A 12,594-nucleotide genomic window follows, 5' to 3' on the forward strand; every position below is an offset into this window, starting at 1 on the left:
TCCCTTCGGTTGCTGCGTGAACGATGTTCACAAACTCAACATAGCAAGAAATGAACATTGTTCAAGCAAGATTTTGAACGCTGTTCACTTGAATGAAATAATGGTAAACGCTAGACCATGGAGAACCGAAAGACATGCTTTGCCGGCTCTCCAAGCATGGGACGAGAAAATGGCGCTGAACAAGGAAGAGATGAGCGAGAAGGTGCTCGCCATCGCCGAGACGCTGATCAACGAGGGCGGCGTCGACAATCTGAAGGCGCGCACGATTGCCGAGCAGGCCGGAATCTCGGTCGGCTCGGTCTACAATCTATTTGCCGATCTCGACGAGGTGCATCGCGCCGTCAACATGCGGCTTCTCGACCGGCTGGGCGCGGCGGGCGTGGCGGCCATGGCCGATCTCGAAAGGCAAGGGGTGACCGATGTCCAGCATCGCATCCTGGCGATGGCCGCAGCCTATGTGCAGTTCGTCGAGGCGCATCCCGGCAGCTGGCCGGCCGTACTTGCCTTCAACCGCCGCCGTGCGACGCGGCCAGGCCCGGATGCCTATGACGCGTTGCTCGACGAGTTATTCGGCATCATCGCCGGCGTGCTCAAGGCCGGCGACTTCGACCTCGACGACAAGCGCCGCGCGCTTGCGGCCCGAACTTTGTGGTCAAGCGTGCATGGCATCGTGACCAGCGGCTATGTGGCGAATTCGGACAGCCGCCAGGCCGAGGAGATCTGGCATCAGGTCGAGCTGCTGGTCGGCGTTTTCGTCAAGGGACTGGAACACGGCGGTGCATTCGCGCATGCTGAGACAAAGCCTGCATGAACAAGGGATGCCTTGAGTCCTCAGGTATCCGCGTGAATGGGAGTTTTGAGAAATGTCTTTTCTGAAGAAGCTTTTTGGCGGCGGTGGCGAAACGACGGAGGCCGGCACTGCCAAGCCGGCAAAGCAGGTCGAGCACAAGGGCTTCCTGATCAGCGCCACGCCCTACCAGGCCGAGGGCCAGTATCAGATCTGCGGCGTCGTCTCGAAGGAAGTGGACGGCGTGATGAAGGAGCACCGCTTCATCCGCGCCGACCGTTTCGCGGGTCTCGACGATGCCGTCGACATCTCGATCAAGAAGGGCATCCAACTGGTCGACGAGCAAGGCAAGAAGATGTTCGGCTGAACGGCGGCTTTTCGCAATACAAATGACAGGCGCCCGATTGGCGCCTGCCTTTTTCAGTTCCAGGACGTCCGCCTTACGCCGCAATGGCGATACCATCGGCTTTGCCGGCCGCGGCGGCGATCGCGCCGATCTTGGCGGTCGCCTTGGCGAGCGCGGCGGTGACCGCATCAGCGCCCATGCCGACGCCTTCGATGCGGATGACCTCGACATCTGTCATGCCGAGGAAGCCGAGCACGCTGCGCAGGTAAGGGATGGCATGGTCCATCTGCATGGCGGCGCCTTCGGAATAGATGCCGCCGGAAGCGAGCACGATATAGACCTTCTTGCCGGTGACGAGACCCTTGGGGCCGTTCTCGCCATAGGCAAAGGTCTTGCCGGAACGGGCAATGTGATCGACCCAGGACTTCAGCGTCGAGGAGATGTTGAAGTTGATGAAGCCGGTCGCGAGAATGACGGTGTCGGCCGCGAACAGTTCGTCAAGTGCTGCGTCCGACACGCCGACGACCTCGGCCTGGCGCGGGCTGCGCGCTTCGGCGGGCGTGTAGATGCCGGTCGCATAATCGGGATCGATATGCGGCAGCGGATTGGCGACGAGGTCGCGGACCACAAGCTTGGCCGACGGGTCGGCGGCAAGCAGCTTTTCCGCGAGGTCGTTGGCGATGCGGGTCGAATGCGAAGCCGCGCCACGCGGGCTTGAAGTGACGAGAAGAATGGACATTTGGGCTCTCCAGCGGTTGGAATGATTTTGTCCATCGATATATGGAGCGCCGCACCTATTTGAAAAACTGTGATATTCTATATACAATCCATCCATGAATTGGATATGGCTATGCAACCCAATCCGAAGCTCGACCAGCTTCAGGTCTTTGTCACCGTGGCCGAAACCGGCAGTTTCTCGGCCGCTGGTCGCAAACTCAACCGCGCCCAATCCGTCATCAGCTACACCATCGCCAATCTGGAGGCGCAGCTCGGCCTGAAGCTGTTCGAGCGCGACGGCACACGCGAGCCGCGGCTGACCGAGATCGGCCGGGCGACGCTGGAGGATGCGCGGCGCATGCTTGGCGTGCTGCAGCGGCTTCGGTCGCGTGTCGACAGCCACAGCCAGGGGCTGGAGGCCGAGGTCGCGTTGGCGGTTGACCCTGCGCTGCCTTCATCGGTGCTGGTCAGGGTGCTGAAGGCGTTCGAGGCGCAGTTCCCGACGGTGATGCTGCGGCTGCATATCGGGTCGCTCGGCCTGATCCCGGATCTCGTCGTCAACGGACAGGCGGATCTCGGCATTGGCGGGCTGCTCGGTGAAGTCGACGTGCATCTCGTGCGCATCGGCTTCATGTCGATGGTGCCGGCCGCCGCGGCAGATCACCCGCTGGCGCTGCTGCCTAGACCGGTGGCGATCGAGGACGTGCGCGAACACACCCAGCTGGTTGTCACCGATCAGTCAGAACGGACGCGCGGGCGCGACTACGGCGTCTTTGCCTATCGCACCTGGCGGCTGACCGACATGCGCACCAAGCACATATTGATGCGCGAAGGGCTGGGTTGGGGCGGCTTGCCGCGGTGGCTGATCGCCGACGACCTGGCGAGCGGCCGGCTCGTGGAACTCGATCTCGAACCCTACAGGGAGGAACGCGCGCCGCTCTATGCCATGCGCCGCACCGACCGCAGCCCGAAGCCGGTGGCGAGCTGGCTGATCGAACAGTTCAAGCGTGAACTAGGCTGCTTCAATGAATTCGAGCCGAACAAGGAGCAGGGTCCGGAAAGCCCCAATGCGCCTGCCTGAGACAGGCTCTCAGGCGAGAGACAGGCCGTCAATCAGTGCCATCAGAACGGTGCGATAGTCTTCGCCGGGCGCGCCGGCCTCGATGGCAAGGGCGGCGCGGTCGAAGGCGGCGGCCAGCAGCGCGGTTAACGCTTCGACCGGAAGTCTTATCATCGATTGCGCGCGCATGGCCGCCACAAGGCCTTCGCGCAGCGAGCGGTTGGCATGGCGGCTGTCGATCTCGTCCATGCCGGCGCGGCCAAGCACGGCCGGCCCGTCGATCAGCAGAAGCCGGGTGCGGCCTGGCACGCGCATGGCTGAAAGATAGGCGTCGGAGCCTGCAACCAGCGCGTCGCGGGCAGAAAGCGAAGGCGGCGAGGCGCGATCGACCTCGGCTGCGACCGAGGCCGCCTCCTGTTCTACCACGGCTGCAAATAGTGCACGCTTGTCGGCGAAGTGATGGTAAAGCGCGCCGCGCGTCACGCCCGCGGCGACGGCGATCTCCGGCGTGCCGGTCTCGGCATAGGTTTTTTCCGTGAACAGTTTTCGCGCCGCCCGGATGAGGTCGGCGCGCGTTGCTTCGGTGCGGTCGCGATTGGAACGGCGTTTTGGTTCCGGTTGCATACATGCAGCCTGTATGTTAGTGCATTTACATGCAGACTGTATGTTGTGTGACAGGAGAAGGAAAGATGAAGACGACGAGCTACTACCCGGTGCTGATGACGGACGACATTGCAGGCACGGCGGCGTTTTATGTCGAGCATTTCCGCTTCAAGCCGCTATTCGAAAGCGACTGGTATGTGCATCTGCAGTCGGCAGAGGACCGGCGCGTCAATCTCGGCATCGTCGATGGCGATCATGAAACAATTCCCGAGCAGGGGCGGGGCCGAACGTCCGGCCTGCTGATCAATTTCGAGGTGCGCGATCCCGACGCGATCTACCAGCGCATCACCGCCGCCGGCCTTCCGATCCTGCGGGCGCTGTGCGACGAGCCGTTCGGCCAGCGCCATTTCATCACGCGCGATCCCAACGGCGTGCTGATCGACGTCATCAAGCCGATCCCGCTCAGCCCGGAATTTCAGGCGCAGTTTGCCGAGGGCGGGAGACGAACTGAGGGACTCAGCTCGCCCGCGCCACAGGCGTCACCACAACCTGGCTGATGCCGGAGCGGCGAACGACGGTGCACAGCGTCTCGCGGCCGATGCGGTCGGCATCGAGCAAGCGCACGAGATCGTCGACGCCGGTGACTGGCCGGCCGTCGATGGCGGCGATGATATCGCCTTCCTTCAGGCCTGCCTTTGCCGCGGGACTGTCCCTCTCGACGCTGCGCAGGCGCACCGCCGTGCTGGTCGTGACCTGCGACAGGAGCGCCGCGCGGCGCGGCAGATTTGTCGTGTCGGCCGAGATGCCGATGAAGGCGCGGCGCACCCGGCCGAAGCGGATGATCTCGGAAATAACGAAGTTGGCGGTGTTGGAGGCAACCGCGAAGGCGATGCCTTGCGCGCCATGGATCATCGCGGTGTTGACGCCGATCACCTCGCCCGCCGACGACACCAGCGGGCCGCCGGAATTGCCGGGGTTGAGCGCCGCGTCGGTCTGGATGACGTCGTCGATCAGCCGGCCGGTCGAGGCGCGCATCGAGCGGCCGAGCGCGGAAACAACGCCGGCGGTGACGGTCCATTCGAAGCCGAGCGGATTGCCGATCGCAATCGCGATCTGGCCGCGCCGCAGGCGCTTGGAATCGCCAAGCGGCGCCACATCGGCAAAGCTGCCGTCGGCGCGCACCAGCGCGATGTCGGTATCGGGGTCGCGGCCAAGCACACGGCCTTCGCGAGATGCGCCGTCGGGCATGGTGACGCGCACGGCGCGCGCATCGCCCACGACGTGGAAGTTGGTGACGACCAGCCCGTCCTGCGCGATGACGAAGCCGGAGCCGTGGCCGCCGGCACCGCCGATGCGCTCGATGCGGCAGACGGCCGGACCGATGCGGTCGACAGCATCGGCCACCGTCGCCGAATAGGCGTCGAGCAGGGCGTCATCGGATTGCAGTTTCTCGGCGGCGAAGGCCATTGGCGGGCTCCGGTGTGATCTTGCAGAATGATGACTATATGTGCGGAGCGGCCACGGCTGCCGCGACCTGACCATATGGCCAGTCGGGCAGCCGACTAGCCGTCAGGCGAGTATCGGCGGGCGTGCCTTGGCGCGATATCTGGGTCACCGAAACCCAGGAGACCATTGACATGAGCAACTTCAATCTCAGCGCATTTTCAGACGCGATTGCCGATGTCGCGGCCACCGCCGCTCCGGCGCTGGCGAGCTTCGCCACGCATCACCACCGCACCGCAAGCGCCTTTCACTGGCGCGACGGCTTCTTTGTCACCGCCGAGGAGGCGGTCGAAGCGGGTGAGGAAATCGAATTGGCGCTTGCCTCGGGCGAAACCGTCAAGGCGGAGCTTGTCGGCCGCGATCCTTCAACGGGGGTTGCGCTTTTGAAGCCAGCCTCCGCCGCCTCTGACTTGCCGCAGCTTGCCCAGGCCGGCGCCGTGCGACCCGGCCATCTGGCGATCGCTGTCGGCAACAGCGAAGGTGCAGCGCTTGCCGTGTTCGGCACGGCCGGCGAGGTCGGCCCCGCCTGGCGCTCGATGCGCGGCGGCACAATAGACCGGCGCATCAATCTCGCCATCAACACCGGCGGCCGTTTCGAAGGCGGCCCGGTGCTCGACGCCAAGGGCGGCCTGATCGGAATGCTTTTGTTCGGGCCCCGCCGGCGGGCTCTCGTCATGCCCTACGAGACGATCGAGCGCGCGGTGGCGACGCTGCGCGAGAAAGGCCATGTCGCGCGCGGCTATCTCGGGGCCGGGCTGCATCCGATCCGCAACGGCGACACCCACGGCGCGATGGTGATGAGCCTCGACGACAACGGCCCGGCCAAGGCCGCCGGCCTGCATGTCGGCGACATCATAATTGCCTGGAACGGCGAAGCGGTGCGCGGCCCGCGCGAGCTGATCCGCAAGCTCGGGCCTGACAGCGCCGGCACGGCAGTGACGCTCGGCATCTTGAGCGGCGGCGCTGAGCGCGAGGTCTCGATCACCATCGGCGAGAAGCCGCTGAGCTGAGAAACCCGATGGCGGACAGCGCAACCCTGACGATCGCCAAAAACGAGGCTGCAACCCACCCGCTGACGGTGCTGATCGCGCTCGGCAATGCTGTGCGCGCCGAGCAGCTGGCCGACGCGCTTGCGGCGAGCGACGATCTGCTGCCGGTGATCGCTGGAACCAGCAATGGTCAGGCGCCGGATGTGGCCGTGGTCGATGAGGCGGCGCTGGAGAGCCGGGCCGTTGGCTCGGCCACGCCACGCGTGCTGTTGTCCCGGCGCGTTGGCCATGACCGGTTGGTCGGCAACGTGCTTGCCGTCCTGCCGGCCTCGGCCGATGGCCTGCTGATCGCCGCTGCCGCGCGGTTGGCGGCATCCGGTTATCGCATGACCAGGACAGGGCTGTCGGCGACAGCTCCGTCTGATGACTTCCATGGCGGGCCGGCCGAGGACGAGGCACACGACGATGCCGCGGTGCGTCCGGCGTTGTCGCCGCGCGAGGCTGAAGTGCTGGCGCTGCTGGCCGAGGGCGCGCCCAACAAAGTGATTGCGCGGCGGCTCAACATTTCCGTGCACACGGCGAAGTTCCATGTCGCCGCGATCCTGATCAAGCTCGGCGCGTCGAACAGGACAGACGCCATTGCCATTGCGATGCGGCAGGGCCTGGTGCTGGTCTGACCTTTATCGCCGGGCTTGCCCCGGCACTACGCTGCGTAATCACTGTCTGACGCCTCGGCCCTTGCGCCATGCCTGTCCGCCGCGCAAGTTGCCTCTCACATTGCAGAGGGAGGCGAGACATGTCGCTGAAGGGAAAGACGCTGTTCATCTCCGGCGGATCGCGCGGCATCGGGCTGGCGATCGCCCTGCGGGCGGCGCGCGACGGCGCCAATGTGACGATCGCGGCCAAGACCGCCGAGCCGCATCCGAAGCTGCCGGGCACGATCTATACGGCGGCTGAAGAGATCGAGCAGGCCGGCGGCCGGGCGTTGCCTGTGCTGTGCGATATCCGCGAGGAAGCGCAGATCGCCGAGGCGGTGGCAAAAACCGTTGAAAAATTCGGCGGCATCGACATCTGCGTCAACAATGCCAGCGCCATCCAGCTGACCGGCACGCTGGAGACTGACATGAAGCGCTACGACCTGATGCACCAGATCAACACGCGCGGTACCTTCCTGGTTTCCAAAATGTGCATTCCGCACCTGAAGTTGGCTAACAATCCTCACATTCTGAATCTGGCGCCGCCGCTCGACATGAAGGCCAAGTGGTTCATGAAACATCTCGCCTACACCATGGCCAAGTTCGGCATGTCGATGTGCACGCTGGGCATGAGCGCCGAGTTCGCCGGGGACGGCATCGCGGTCAATTCGCTGTGGCCGATCTCGACCATCGACACTGCCGCGGTGCGCAATCTGCTGGGCGGCGCGACAGTGGCGGCGATGAGCCGCTCGCCCGACATCATGGCCGATGCCGCGCACGCGATCTTCATGCGTCCGTCGCGCCAGGCGACGGGCAATTTCTACATCGACGAGGAAGTGCTGCGCGCCGAGGGTGTCAGCGACTTTTCCGTCTATGCGCCCGGCGCGACAGGGCCGCTGGCCGGCGACTTTTTTGTGCCTGACGATGTGTTTGCCAGGACGGAAACAAAGATCAAGAACATCTACTGATGGGAATCCCGCCGGCGGCGCTTCGTTTGAAGGCAAAAAAACCCCGCCGGAGAGGGGACCCGGCGGGGCTCAATGCGTCCCGCTGGAGTCGGGACGGGGCAGGGAACGCCCAGTCCGGAATCTGGGGACCGCAATGCGGCGATTCAATGAGCGCGCCGGGGCAGGGGGGACAATTCTTCTTGAGCCGGCAAGGCCAGCGCCCGTCCGGATCCGGGCGGGCCCTGGCCTTGTCGTGTTGATTCCAGAAAACGGTTCAGGGTTCTGAAATCAAACGTCGATCATTGCTCGCTGTTGCTCGCCACCGGCGCCACCAGCGAGGTGATGCGGCGGATGGCGACGCGGCGATTCTGACGATTCGGGCCGTCCGTGTTCACCTTGAGATATTGCTCGCCGTAGCCCTGCGTGGTGAGGTTCTCCGCCGGGATGCCGAACGCGTTGGTGAGCGCCTCGGCGACCGCCTCGGCGCGGCGATCCGACAGCGCGAGGTTCGCCTCCGGCGTGCCGACGGCGTCGGTGTGACCCTCGATCAGGAAGGTCTCCGCCGGGTTCTTCTTGAGCAGCTTCTCCATCGCGTTGGCGACGCCATCGAGCTTCTGCACCTCGGTGTCGGAGATCGTCGCCGAGCCGAAGTCGAAGTTCAGCGTGTCGAGGTCGATGCGGCGGGCGATGTCGCGCACCCGGGCCGAGCGCTTGACCTCGTCGATCGAGTAGAGCCGCTGCACCCTCTCTACCGGCGGCTGTTCCAGGAAGGTGTAGTACTCGTTCGGATCCTCGACCTCTTCTGAATCCAGGATGTAGTCCCGGCGCGGAATGTCGAGCCGCATCGGCGGCAGGTCGTCGCCCGGATCGCGCCATTCGTCGACATCGTTGTAGTAGCGCTCGTCGACATAGCTCAGCACATATTCGTGGCCATCCGGCGTGATGCGCGATCGCCTGATGACGTCGCCATTTCGGTTGCGGATGGTGACGATCTGGATGCCGTTGTCGCGCTCGACGATTTCGCGGGTTCGGCCGCCCGAAAGATCCTCGTAGTAGACATCCCTAGCGCCGCGCGTGATGCGAGGAGCCTCGTTGCTTTCCACGAACGTCTGGTTGTTGAACTGGAGGATCACGCGGTCGCCGAGCTGCTTCACCACGTCCGCGCCCTGCGGCCGGCGGCGCTCGCGGATAACCTCCTGGGGCGTGAGATCGACGCGCTTGCCTTTTTCCTCGGTGGCAGGAACAATCTTTCCAGGCTGGATCGCCTGCTGCGCCGTCTTGTCGTCGGTGGGTGGCGGGCCCTGATTGACGGGAGCCTGCTTCTCGGCTTGTTGGCCTTGCTGCCCGGCCTTGTTGCCGCCCTGCTCGACCTGGCCATTCTCGTTCTGGCCGGCCGGCTGGCGGCCCTTGCGTTTGCGCAAGACATCCTTCTGGCTATCGAGGATGGGGCTCTCGTTCGGGTTGGCGGGCGCTTCGCCTTGCGCGGCGTTGCCGCCAGTCGCGGGCTGATTGTTATTGGCCGGCTGTTCGCCCGTGGCAGGCTGCTGCTGCCCCGTTGCGGGCTGCTCCGTAAGCGGTTTCTTAGCCTGCTTCTTATTCTGGTTCGAAGGCTGTTCGCCTTGGGCCGGCGCCTGCTCGGTTCCGGCAGGTGCCTGCTCGGTCCCCGGAACCGGCAAGGGCTTGAGCTTGCGAGAGCCCTGACCCGCGGGGGCCTGTTCGGCCGGGGCCTGGCCTTGCTCGGCAGGTTGCTGGCCCGGCTTCCGTTTCTTCCCGGGCTGGTTGTCATTTGCCGGCTGTTCCGACGGCTGTTCCGCGGGCGCGGCTTCCTGCTGCTGATTGAGCTTCTTCTTGCGCAGTTGCTGCTGTTGATCGGGGGCAGCCTGCTCGGCCGGAGCCGTCTCGCCTTGCTGCTGCTGATTGAGTTTCTTCTTGCGTAGTTGCTGCTGCTGATCCGGGGCGGTCTGCTCGGCCGGAGCCGTCTCGCTTTGCTGCTGCTGATTGAGCTTCTTTTTGCGCGGTTGCTGCTGCTGATCCGGGGCGACCTGCTCGGCCGGAGCCGTCTCGCTTTGCTGCTGCTGATTGAGCTTCTTTTTGCGCGGTTGCTGCTGCTGATCCGGGGCGACCTGCTCGGCCGGAGCCGTCTCGCTTTGCTGCTGCTGATTAAGCCTCTTCTTGCGCGGTTGCTGCTGGTCGGGAGTAGCCTGCTCGGCGGGAGCCGATTCACTCTGCTGCTGCTTCCTGCGCGGCTTCTGCTCGGACTGAGCCGGCTGCTCGCCCTCAGCAGGCTGGGCCTGCCTCTTCTTACCGGGCTGCCCCTGCTTCTGGGCGCAGGCTTCCGCCGATTCGCCCTCGGCGCACGATGCTTGTGCCAGAATCATCGGCACCGCCGCACCGTGCGAGGGGCCGAACGCGGCACTCCCCTGCAGCGGGTACGCGCCCAACGGCGCGGATGCCATCAGCAGGCCGATTGCCGTACCCGCCAGAATCCGTGGTTGGCGTTTCATCTCAGTCTCTCCTTGTGGGGTCCCATCCCTGCCCAAACTTTCATCATCCGCAATTGGTTCCGTTTGCAAGCATTGGTGCCAGCCAAGGATGTCTGGCCGGCGTTTTGAAGGCAGTTTCATGTTTTTCTAATGTTGATATTGGGTCGCGGCCACAGCAATGCTTGACCCGAAGCCGCCGCGGGGCCAAATCCACAGGCATGGATGCGCCGTTCTGGAAAACCAAGACACTCGAGGCGATGACGCCGGCAGAGTGGGAATCGCTGTGCGACGGCTGCGGCAAATGCTGCCTGTCGAAGCTCGAGGACGAGGATACCGGCGAGATCTACTGGACGAGCGTCGGCTGCCGGCTGTTCGATGCCGACAAATGCCGCTGTTCGGACTATGCCAACCGGCTGGCGCGTGTGCCCGACTGCGTCGGGCTGACGCCGAAAAATGTGCGCACCATCACCTGGTTGCCAAAGACCTGCGCCTACCGGCTCGTTGCCGAAGGCAGCGATCTCTATTGGTGGCACTGGCTGGTTTCGGGTAATACCGAGACCGTGCATGAGGCCGGTATTTCAATCCGCGGCCGGGTCAAGGCCAAGGAAACCGACCTGGCCGAACCAGACGACTATTTTGACTTTATGCTGGACGACGAACCCTGACGGGTTCGCGTTTTGATGACGAGCCCTGAGCGGAACTGGTCGCGCCGTGCTTGCGGTTCGGCTCCAAATTTGAAGCGTATAGCGTGATGGACAAGGCAGGATTTGCTTTTCCCTGCCAGATGAACCGGACATGAATGGCCGGTTCGCAAAAAGTTCAGACAGGGACAGGCATTCTCCGATCATTGGTTCGCCAGCCATCGATTCAGCCAACCATCGATTCATTTGGGCGAAAGCCCTCAACAAGGAGAGACAAGACGATGTTCAACACGATCAAGACGGCAGCGCTTTCGGCCCTTGTCGGGCTTGGCATGCTCGGAACCATTCCGGCTCACGCGGACAGCCTCTATCTCGGCTTCGGCAACAACCACGATCCGCGCTTCGGCGTCTACACCGGCGACGACGACGGCTACCGCCGCGACTGGCGCCGCGACCGCGACTGGCGCGGTTGCTCGCCGGACCGCGCGCTCGACAAGGCCGAGCGGATGGGCCTGTATCGCGCCCGCGTCGTTGACGTCAGCCGGCGCACCGTCAAGGTGGCCGGCCGCCAGTACGGCGATCGCGTCGTGGTGGTGTTCGCCAACGAGCGCGGCTGCCCGATCATCTATCGCTGAGGCTGAAAGTCGGTCATCGATAGCGCAGCCTCTTCACCAATTTGAAGCGCGGGCTCGAAAAACCCCGGAGGATCGATCCACCGGGGTTTTTCGAGCCTCATCGGTTCACGCCATCGGGGCGGGGCCTATTATTTCAGCTCGAACGTGACGGTGACCTGGACATTGTAGGAATTCTCGCCGGCCTGCACCGGCACGGCGGCGCGGGCGGCATCGAACGACTTGGCGCTCATCGGCATCGGCACCGGCGCGACATTCTGGTCGGTGATTTCGATCACCCGGCCGAGGCTAACGCCGGCCGCCTCGGCGAGCGTTTTGGCCTTGGCCATCGCATCGGCTACCGCCTTCTTGCGCGCCTCGGTGACGGTGGCCTTTGGATCGTCATTGGTGAAGGCGATGCCGCCGCCCTGGTTGACGCCGAGCGACACAGCCTTGTCGAGGATGTCGCCGGTCTTGTCGACGTCGCGCACGCGCACCGACAGCGTGTTCGTCACCTGATAGGCGACAAGCTCGGCTTCCTGGCTGCCATCGGCCTTGTTGGTGTAGTTGTAGCGCGGGTTGATCTGGATGCCGGCGGTCTGCAGGTCGCGATCGGCGATACCGGCCGCTTTCATGGCCGAGATCACCGCCGCCATCGCATCGTTGTCGGCATCGAGCGCGGCGCGCGCGGTCTTGGCCTCGCGCATGACGCTCAGTGTCAGGATCGCCATGTCCGGCGTAGTTGTCGCTTCGCCTTCGCCGGACACCACGATGCGCGGCGGGGGCGGCGAATCGGCGGCGCTTGCCAGCGTCGGAAAGGCGATCGCGGCAGCGAGCGCCAGGGGCGAAAGGTGTCTGGTCATGAAAACTCCTCGAAATCTGCGATCCGCTATCCCTTGCCGGGCGATTGCCGCGGCACGAAAAAAGCCTGGTTTTCCGGCAGTATTGTGCAAGGACCCGGACCCTGTTCACGCCTGCATGGGCGCACGCCGCTGTAGGGTGCGAATATGGGCTGATTTTGGCGTTTGCCGCCAGCGCTTTCGAAAGCCTTGTGCGAGGAAAGGAAAAACACTAAGCCAACCCGCGTGGGGCCTGTAGCTCAATGGTTAGAGCCGGCGGCTCATAACCGCTTGGTTGGGGGTTCGAGTCCCTCCGGGCCCACCAAAACCATTGATTTCATTGATGAAAAGTGCCATCGGCCCAAAACGTTTT

14 protein-coding genes and 1 tRNA gene are annotated in these 12,594 nt (G+C 64.1%); 10 read left to right on the plus strand and 5 right to left on the minus strand.

The window, feature by feature from the left end:
* The first annotated feature begins 169 nt into the window (after nt 1–169).
* Complete coding sequence (locus FJ974_RS10560) at nt 170–811, plus strand: TetR/AcrR family transcriptional regulator (RefSeq protein WP_140531787.1); 642 nt, start codon at nt 170–172, stop codon at nt 809–811.
* Nucleotides 812–863: 52 nt separating this feature from the next.
* A complete protein-coding gene (locus tag FJ974_RS10565) occupies nt 864–1,154 on the plus strand; it encodes an HlyU family transcriptional regulator (RefSeq protein WP_140531785.1) in 291 nt (96 codons plus the stop codon).
* Between the two features lie 73 nt (nt 1,155–1,227).
* Here the strand turns inward: FJ974_RS10565 and FJ974_RS10570 are convergent, their stop codons facing one another.
* Nucleotides 1,228–1,872 (minus strand): FMN-dependent NADH-azoreductase, encoded by a 645-nt coding sequence (locus FJ974_RS10570; RefSeq protein WP_140531783.1) that lies wholly within the window; start codon nt 1,870–1,872, stop codon nt 1,228–1,230.
* A gap of 111 nt (nt 1,873–1,983) precedes the next feature.
* On the opposite strand from FJ974_RS10570, the gene FJ974_RS10575 reads away from it, so the two are divergent.
* The gene (locus FJ974_RS10575) at nt 1,984–2,931 is read left to right on the plus strand and encodes a LysR family transcriptional regulator (protein ID WP_140531781.1); all 948 of its coding nucleotides are present in this window, start codon (nt 1,984–1,986) and stop codon (nt 2,929–2,931) included.
* 9 nt (nt 2,932–2,940) lie between these two features.
* On the opposite strand, the gene FJ974_RS10580 is transcribed toward FJ974_RS10575, so the two are convergent.
* Nucleotides 2,941–3,534: a TetR/AcrR family transcriptional regulator gene (locus FJ974_RS10580; RefSeq protein WP_140531780.1), complete on the minus strand. Its 594-nt coding sequence runs from the start codon at nt 3,532–3,534 to the stop codon at nt 2,941–2,943.
* A 65-nt stretch (nt 3,535–3,599) separates the two neighbouring features.
* Between FJ974_RS10580 and FJ974_RS10585 the strand changes: the two genes are divergently transcribed.
* On the plus strand, nt 3,600–4,070 hold the full coding sequence (locus FJ974_RS10585; RefSeq protein ID WP_140531778.1) for a VOC family protein: 471 nt from the start codon (nt 3,600–3,602) through the stop codon (nt 4,068–4,070).
* Here FJ974_RS10585 and FJ974_RS10590 read toward each other — a convergent pair.
* Nucleotides 4,030–4,980 (minus strand): S1C family serine protease, encoded by a 951-nt coding sequence (locus FJ974_RS10590; RefSeq protein ID WP_140531776.1) that lies wholly within the window; start codon nt 4,978–4,980, stop codon nt 4,030–4,032. The genes FJ974_RS10585 and FJ974_RS10590 overlap by 41 nt on opposite strands.
* A gap of 170 nt (nt 4,981–5,150) precedes the next feature.
* On the opposite strand from FJ974_RS10590, the gene FJ974_RS10595 reads away from it, so the two are divergent.
* From FJ974_RS10595 to FJ974_RS10605, 3 genes are all read left to right on the plus strand, one after another.
* Complete coding sequence (locus FJ974_RS10595; protein ID WP_140531774.1) at nt 5,151–6,026, plus strand: S1C family serine protease; 876 nt, start codon at nt 5,151–5,153, stop codon at nt 6,024–6,026.
* A gap of 8 nt (nt 6,027–6,034) precedes the next feature.
* Nucleotides 6,035–6,682 carry a helix-turn-helix transcriptional regulator gene (locus FJ974_RS10600; protein WP_140531772.1) on the plus strand — a complete coding sequence of 216 codons (648 nt, stop codon included), beginning with the start codon at nt 6,035–6,037 and terminating at the stop codon, nt 6,680–6,682.
* A 119-nt stretch (nt 6,683–6,801) separates the two neighbouring features.
* Nucleotides 6,802–7,668 (plus strand): SDR family oxidoreductase, encoded by an 867-nt coding sequence (locus tag FJ974_RS10605; RefSeq protein ID WP_140531770.1) that lies wholly within the window; start codon nt 6,802–6,804, stop codon nt 7,666–7,668.
* A gap of 278 nt (nt 7,669–7,946) precedes the next feature.
* Here the strand turns inward: FJ974_RS10605 and FJ974_RS10610 are convergent, their stop codons facing one another.
* Nucleotides 7,947–10,151, minus strand: coding sequence for an OmpA family protein (locus FJ974_RS10610; protein WP_226891548.1), 2,205 nt, complete (start codon nt 10,149–10,151; stop codon nt 7,947–7,949).
* A 197-nt stretch (nt 10,152–10,348) separates the two neighbouring features.
* On the opposite strand from FJ974_RS10610, the gene FJ974_RS10615 reads away from it, so the two are divergent.
* Complete coding sequence (locus FJ974_RS10615; protein WP_140531766.1) at nt 10,349–10,795, plus strand: YcgN family cysteine cluster protein; 447 nt, start codon at nt 10,349–10,351, stop codon at nt 10,793–10,795.
* A 257-nt stretch (nt 10,796–11,052) separates the two neighbouring features.
* Nucleotides 11,053–11,406 carry a hypothetical protein gene (locus FJ974_RS10620; RefSeq protein ID WP_140531764.1) on the plus strand — a complete coding sequence of 118 codons (354 nt, stop codon included), beginning with the start codon at nt 11,053–11,055 and terminating at the stop codon, nt 11,404–11,406.
* Between the two features lie 128 nt (nt 11,407–11,534).
* On the opposite strand, the gene FJ974_RS10625 is transcribed toward FJ974_RS10620, so the two are convergent.
* The gene (locus FJ974_RS10625; RefSeq protein WP_140531762.1) at nt 11,535–12,245 is read right to left on the minus strand and encodes an SIMPL domain-containing protein; all 711 of its coding nucleotides are present in this window, start codon (nt 12,243–12,245) and stop codon (nt 11,535–11,537) included.
* A gap of 225 nt (nt 12,246–12,470) precedes the next feature.
* Here FJ974_RS10625 and FJ974_RS10630 point away from each other — a divergent pair.
* Nucleotides 12,471–12,546, plus strand: a tRNA-Ile gene (locus tag FJ974_RS10630).
* The last annotated feature ends 48 nt before the right edge of the window (nt 12,547–12,594 follow it).

This window comes from Mesorhizobium sp. B1-1-8 (assembly GCF_006442795.2).
Taxonomy (GTDB): domain Bacteria; phylum Pseudomonadota; class Alphaproteobacteria; order Rhizobiales; family Rhizobiaceae; genus Mesorhizobium.

What these genes read in the sequence shown, in the direction of transcription:
- FJ974_RS10580 (WP_140531780.1), bottom strand. Translation starts at nt 3,534, where the DNA reads ATGCAACCGGAACCAAAACGCCGTTCCAATCGCGACCGCACCGAAGCA.
- FJ974_RS10605 (WP_140531770.1), top strand. Translation starts at nt 6,802, where the DNA reads ATGTCGCTGAAGGGAAAGACGCTGTTCATCTCCGGCGGATCGCGCGGC.
- FJ974_RS10585 (WP_140531778.1), top strand. Translation starts at nt 3,600, where the DNA reads ATGAAGACGACGAGCTACTACCCGGTGCTGATGACGGACGACATTGCA.
- FJ974_RS10610 (WP_226891548.1), bottom strand. Translation starts at nt 10,151, where the DNA reads ATGAAACGCCAACCACGGATTCTGGCGGGTACGGCAATCGGCCTGCTG.
- FJ974_RS10620 (WP_140531764.1), top strand. Translation starts at nt 11,053, where the DNA reads ATGTTCAACACGATCAAGACGGCAGCGCTTTCGGCCCTTGTCGGGCTT.
- FJ974_RS10575 (WP_140531781.1), top strand. Translation starts at nt 1,984, where the DNA reads ATGCAACCCAATCCGAAGCTCGACCAGCTTCAGGTCTTTGTCACCGTG.
- FJ974_RS10615 (WP_140531766.1), top strand. Translation starts at nt 10,349, where the DNA reads ATGGATGCGCCGTTCTGGAAAACCAAGACACTCGAGGCGATGACGCCG.
- FJ974_RS10565 (WP_140531785.1), top strand. Translation starts at nt 864, where the DNA reads ATGTCTTTTCTGAAGAAGCTTTTTGGCGGCGGTGGCGAAACGACGGAG.
- FJ974_RS10560 (WP_140531787.1), top strand. Translation starts at nt 170, where the DNA reads ATGGCGCTGAACAAGGAAGAGATGAGCGAGAAGGTGCTCGCCATCGCC.
- FJ974_RS10570 (WP_140531783.1), bottom strand. Translation starts at nt 1,872, where the DNA reads ATGTCCATTCTTCTCGTCACTTCAAGCCCGCGTGGCGCGGCTTCGCAT.
- FJ974_RS10590 (WP_140531776.1), bottom strand. Translation starts at nt 4,980, where the DNA reads ATGGCCTTCGCCGCCGAGAAACTGCAATCCGATGACGCCCTGCTCGAC.
- FJ974_RS10600 (WP_140531772.1), top strand. Translation starts at nt 6,035, where the DNA reads ATGGCGGACAGCGCAACCCTGACGATCGCCAAAAACGAGGCTGCAACC.
- FJ974_RS10625 (WP_140531762.1), bottom strand. Translation starts at nt 12,245, where the DNA reads ATGACCAGACACCTTTCGCCCCTGGCGCTCGCTGCCGCGATCGCCTTT.
- FJ974_RS10595 (WP_140531774.1), top strand. Translation starts at nt 5,151, where the DNA reads ATGAGCAACTTCAATCTCAGCGCATTTTCAGACGCGATTGCCGATGTC.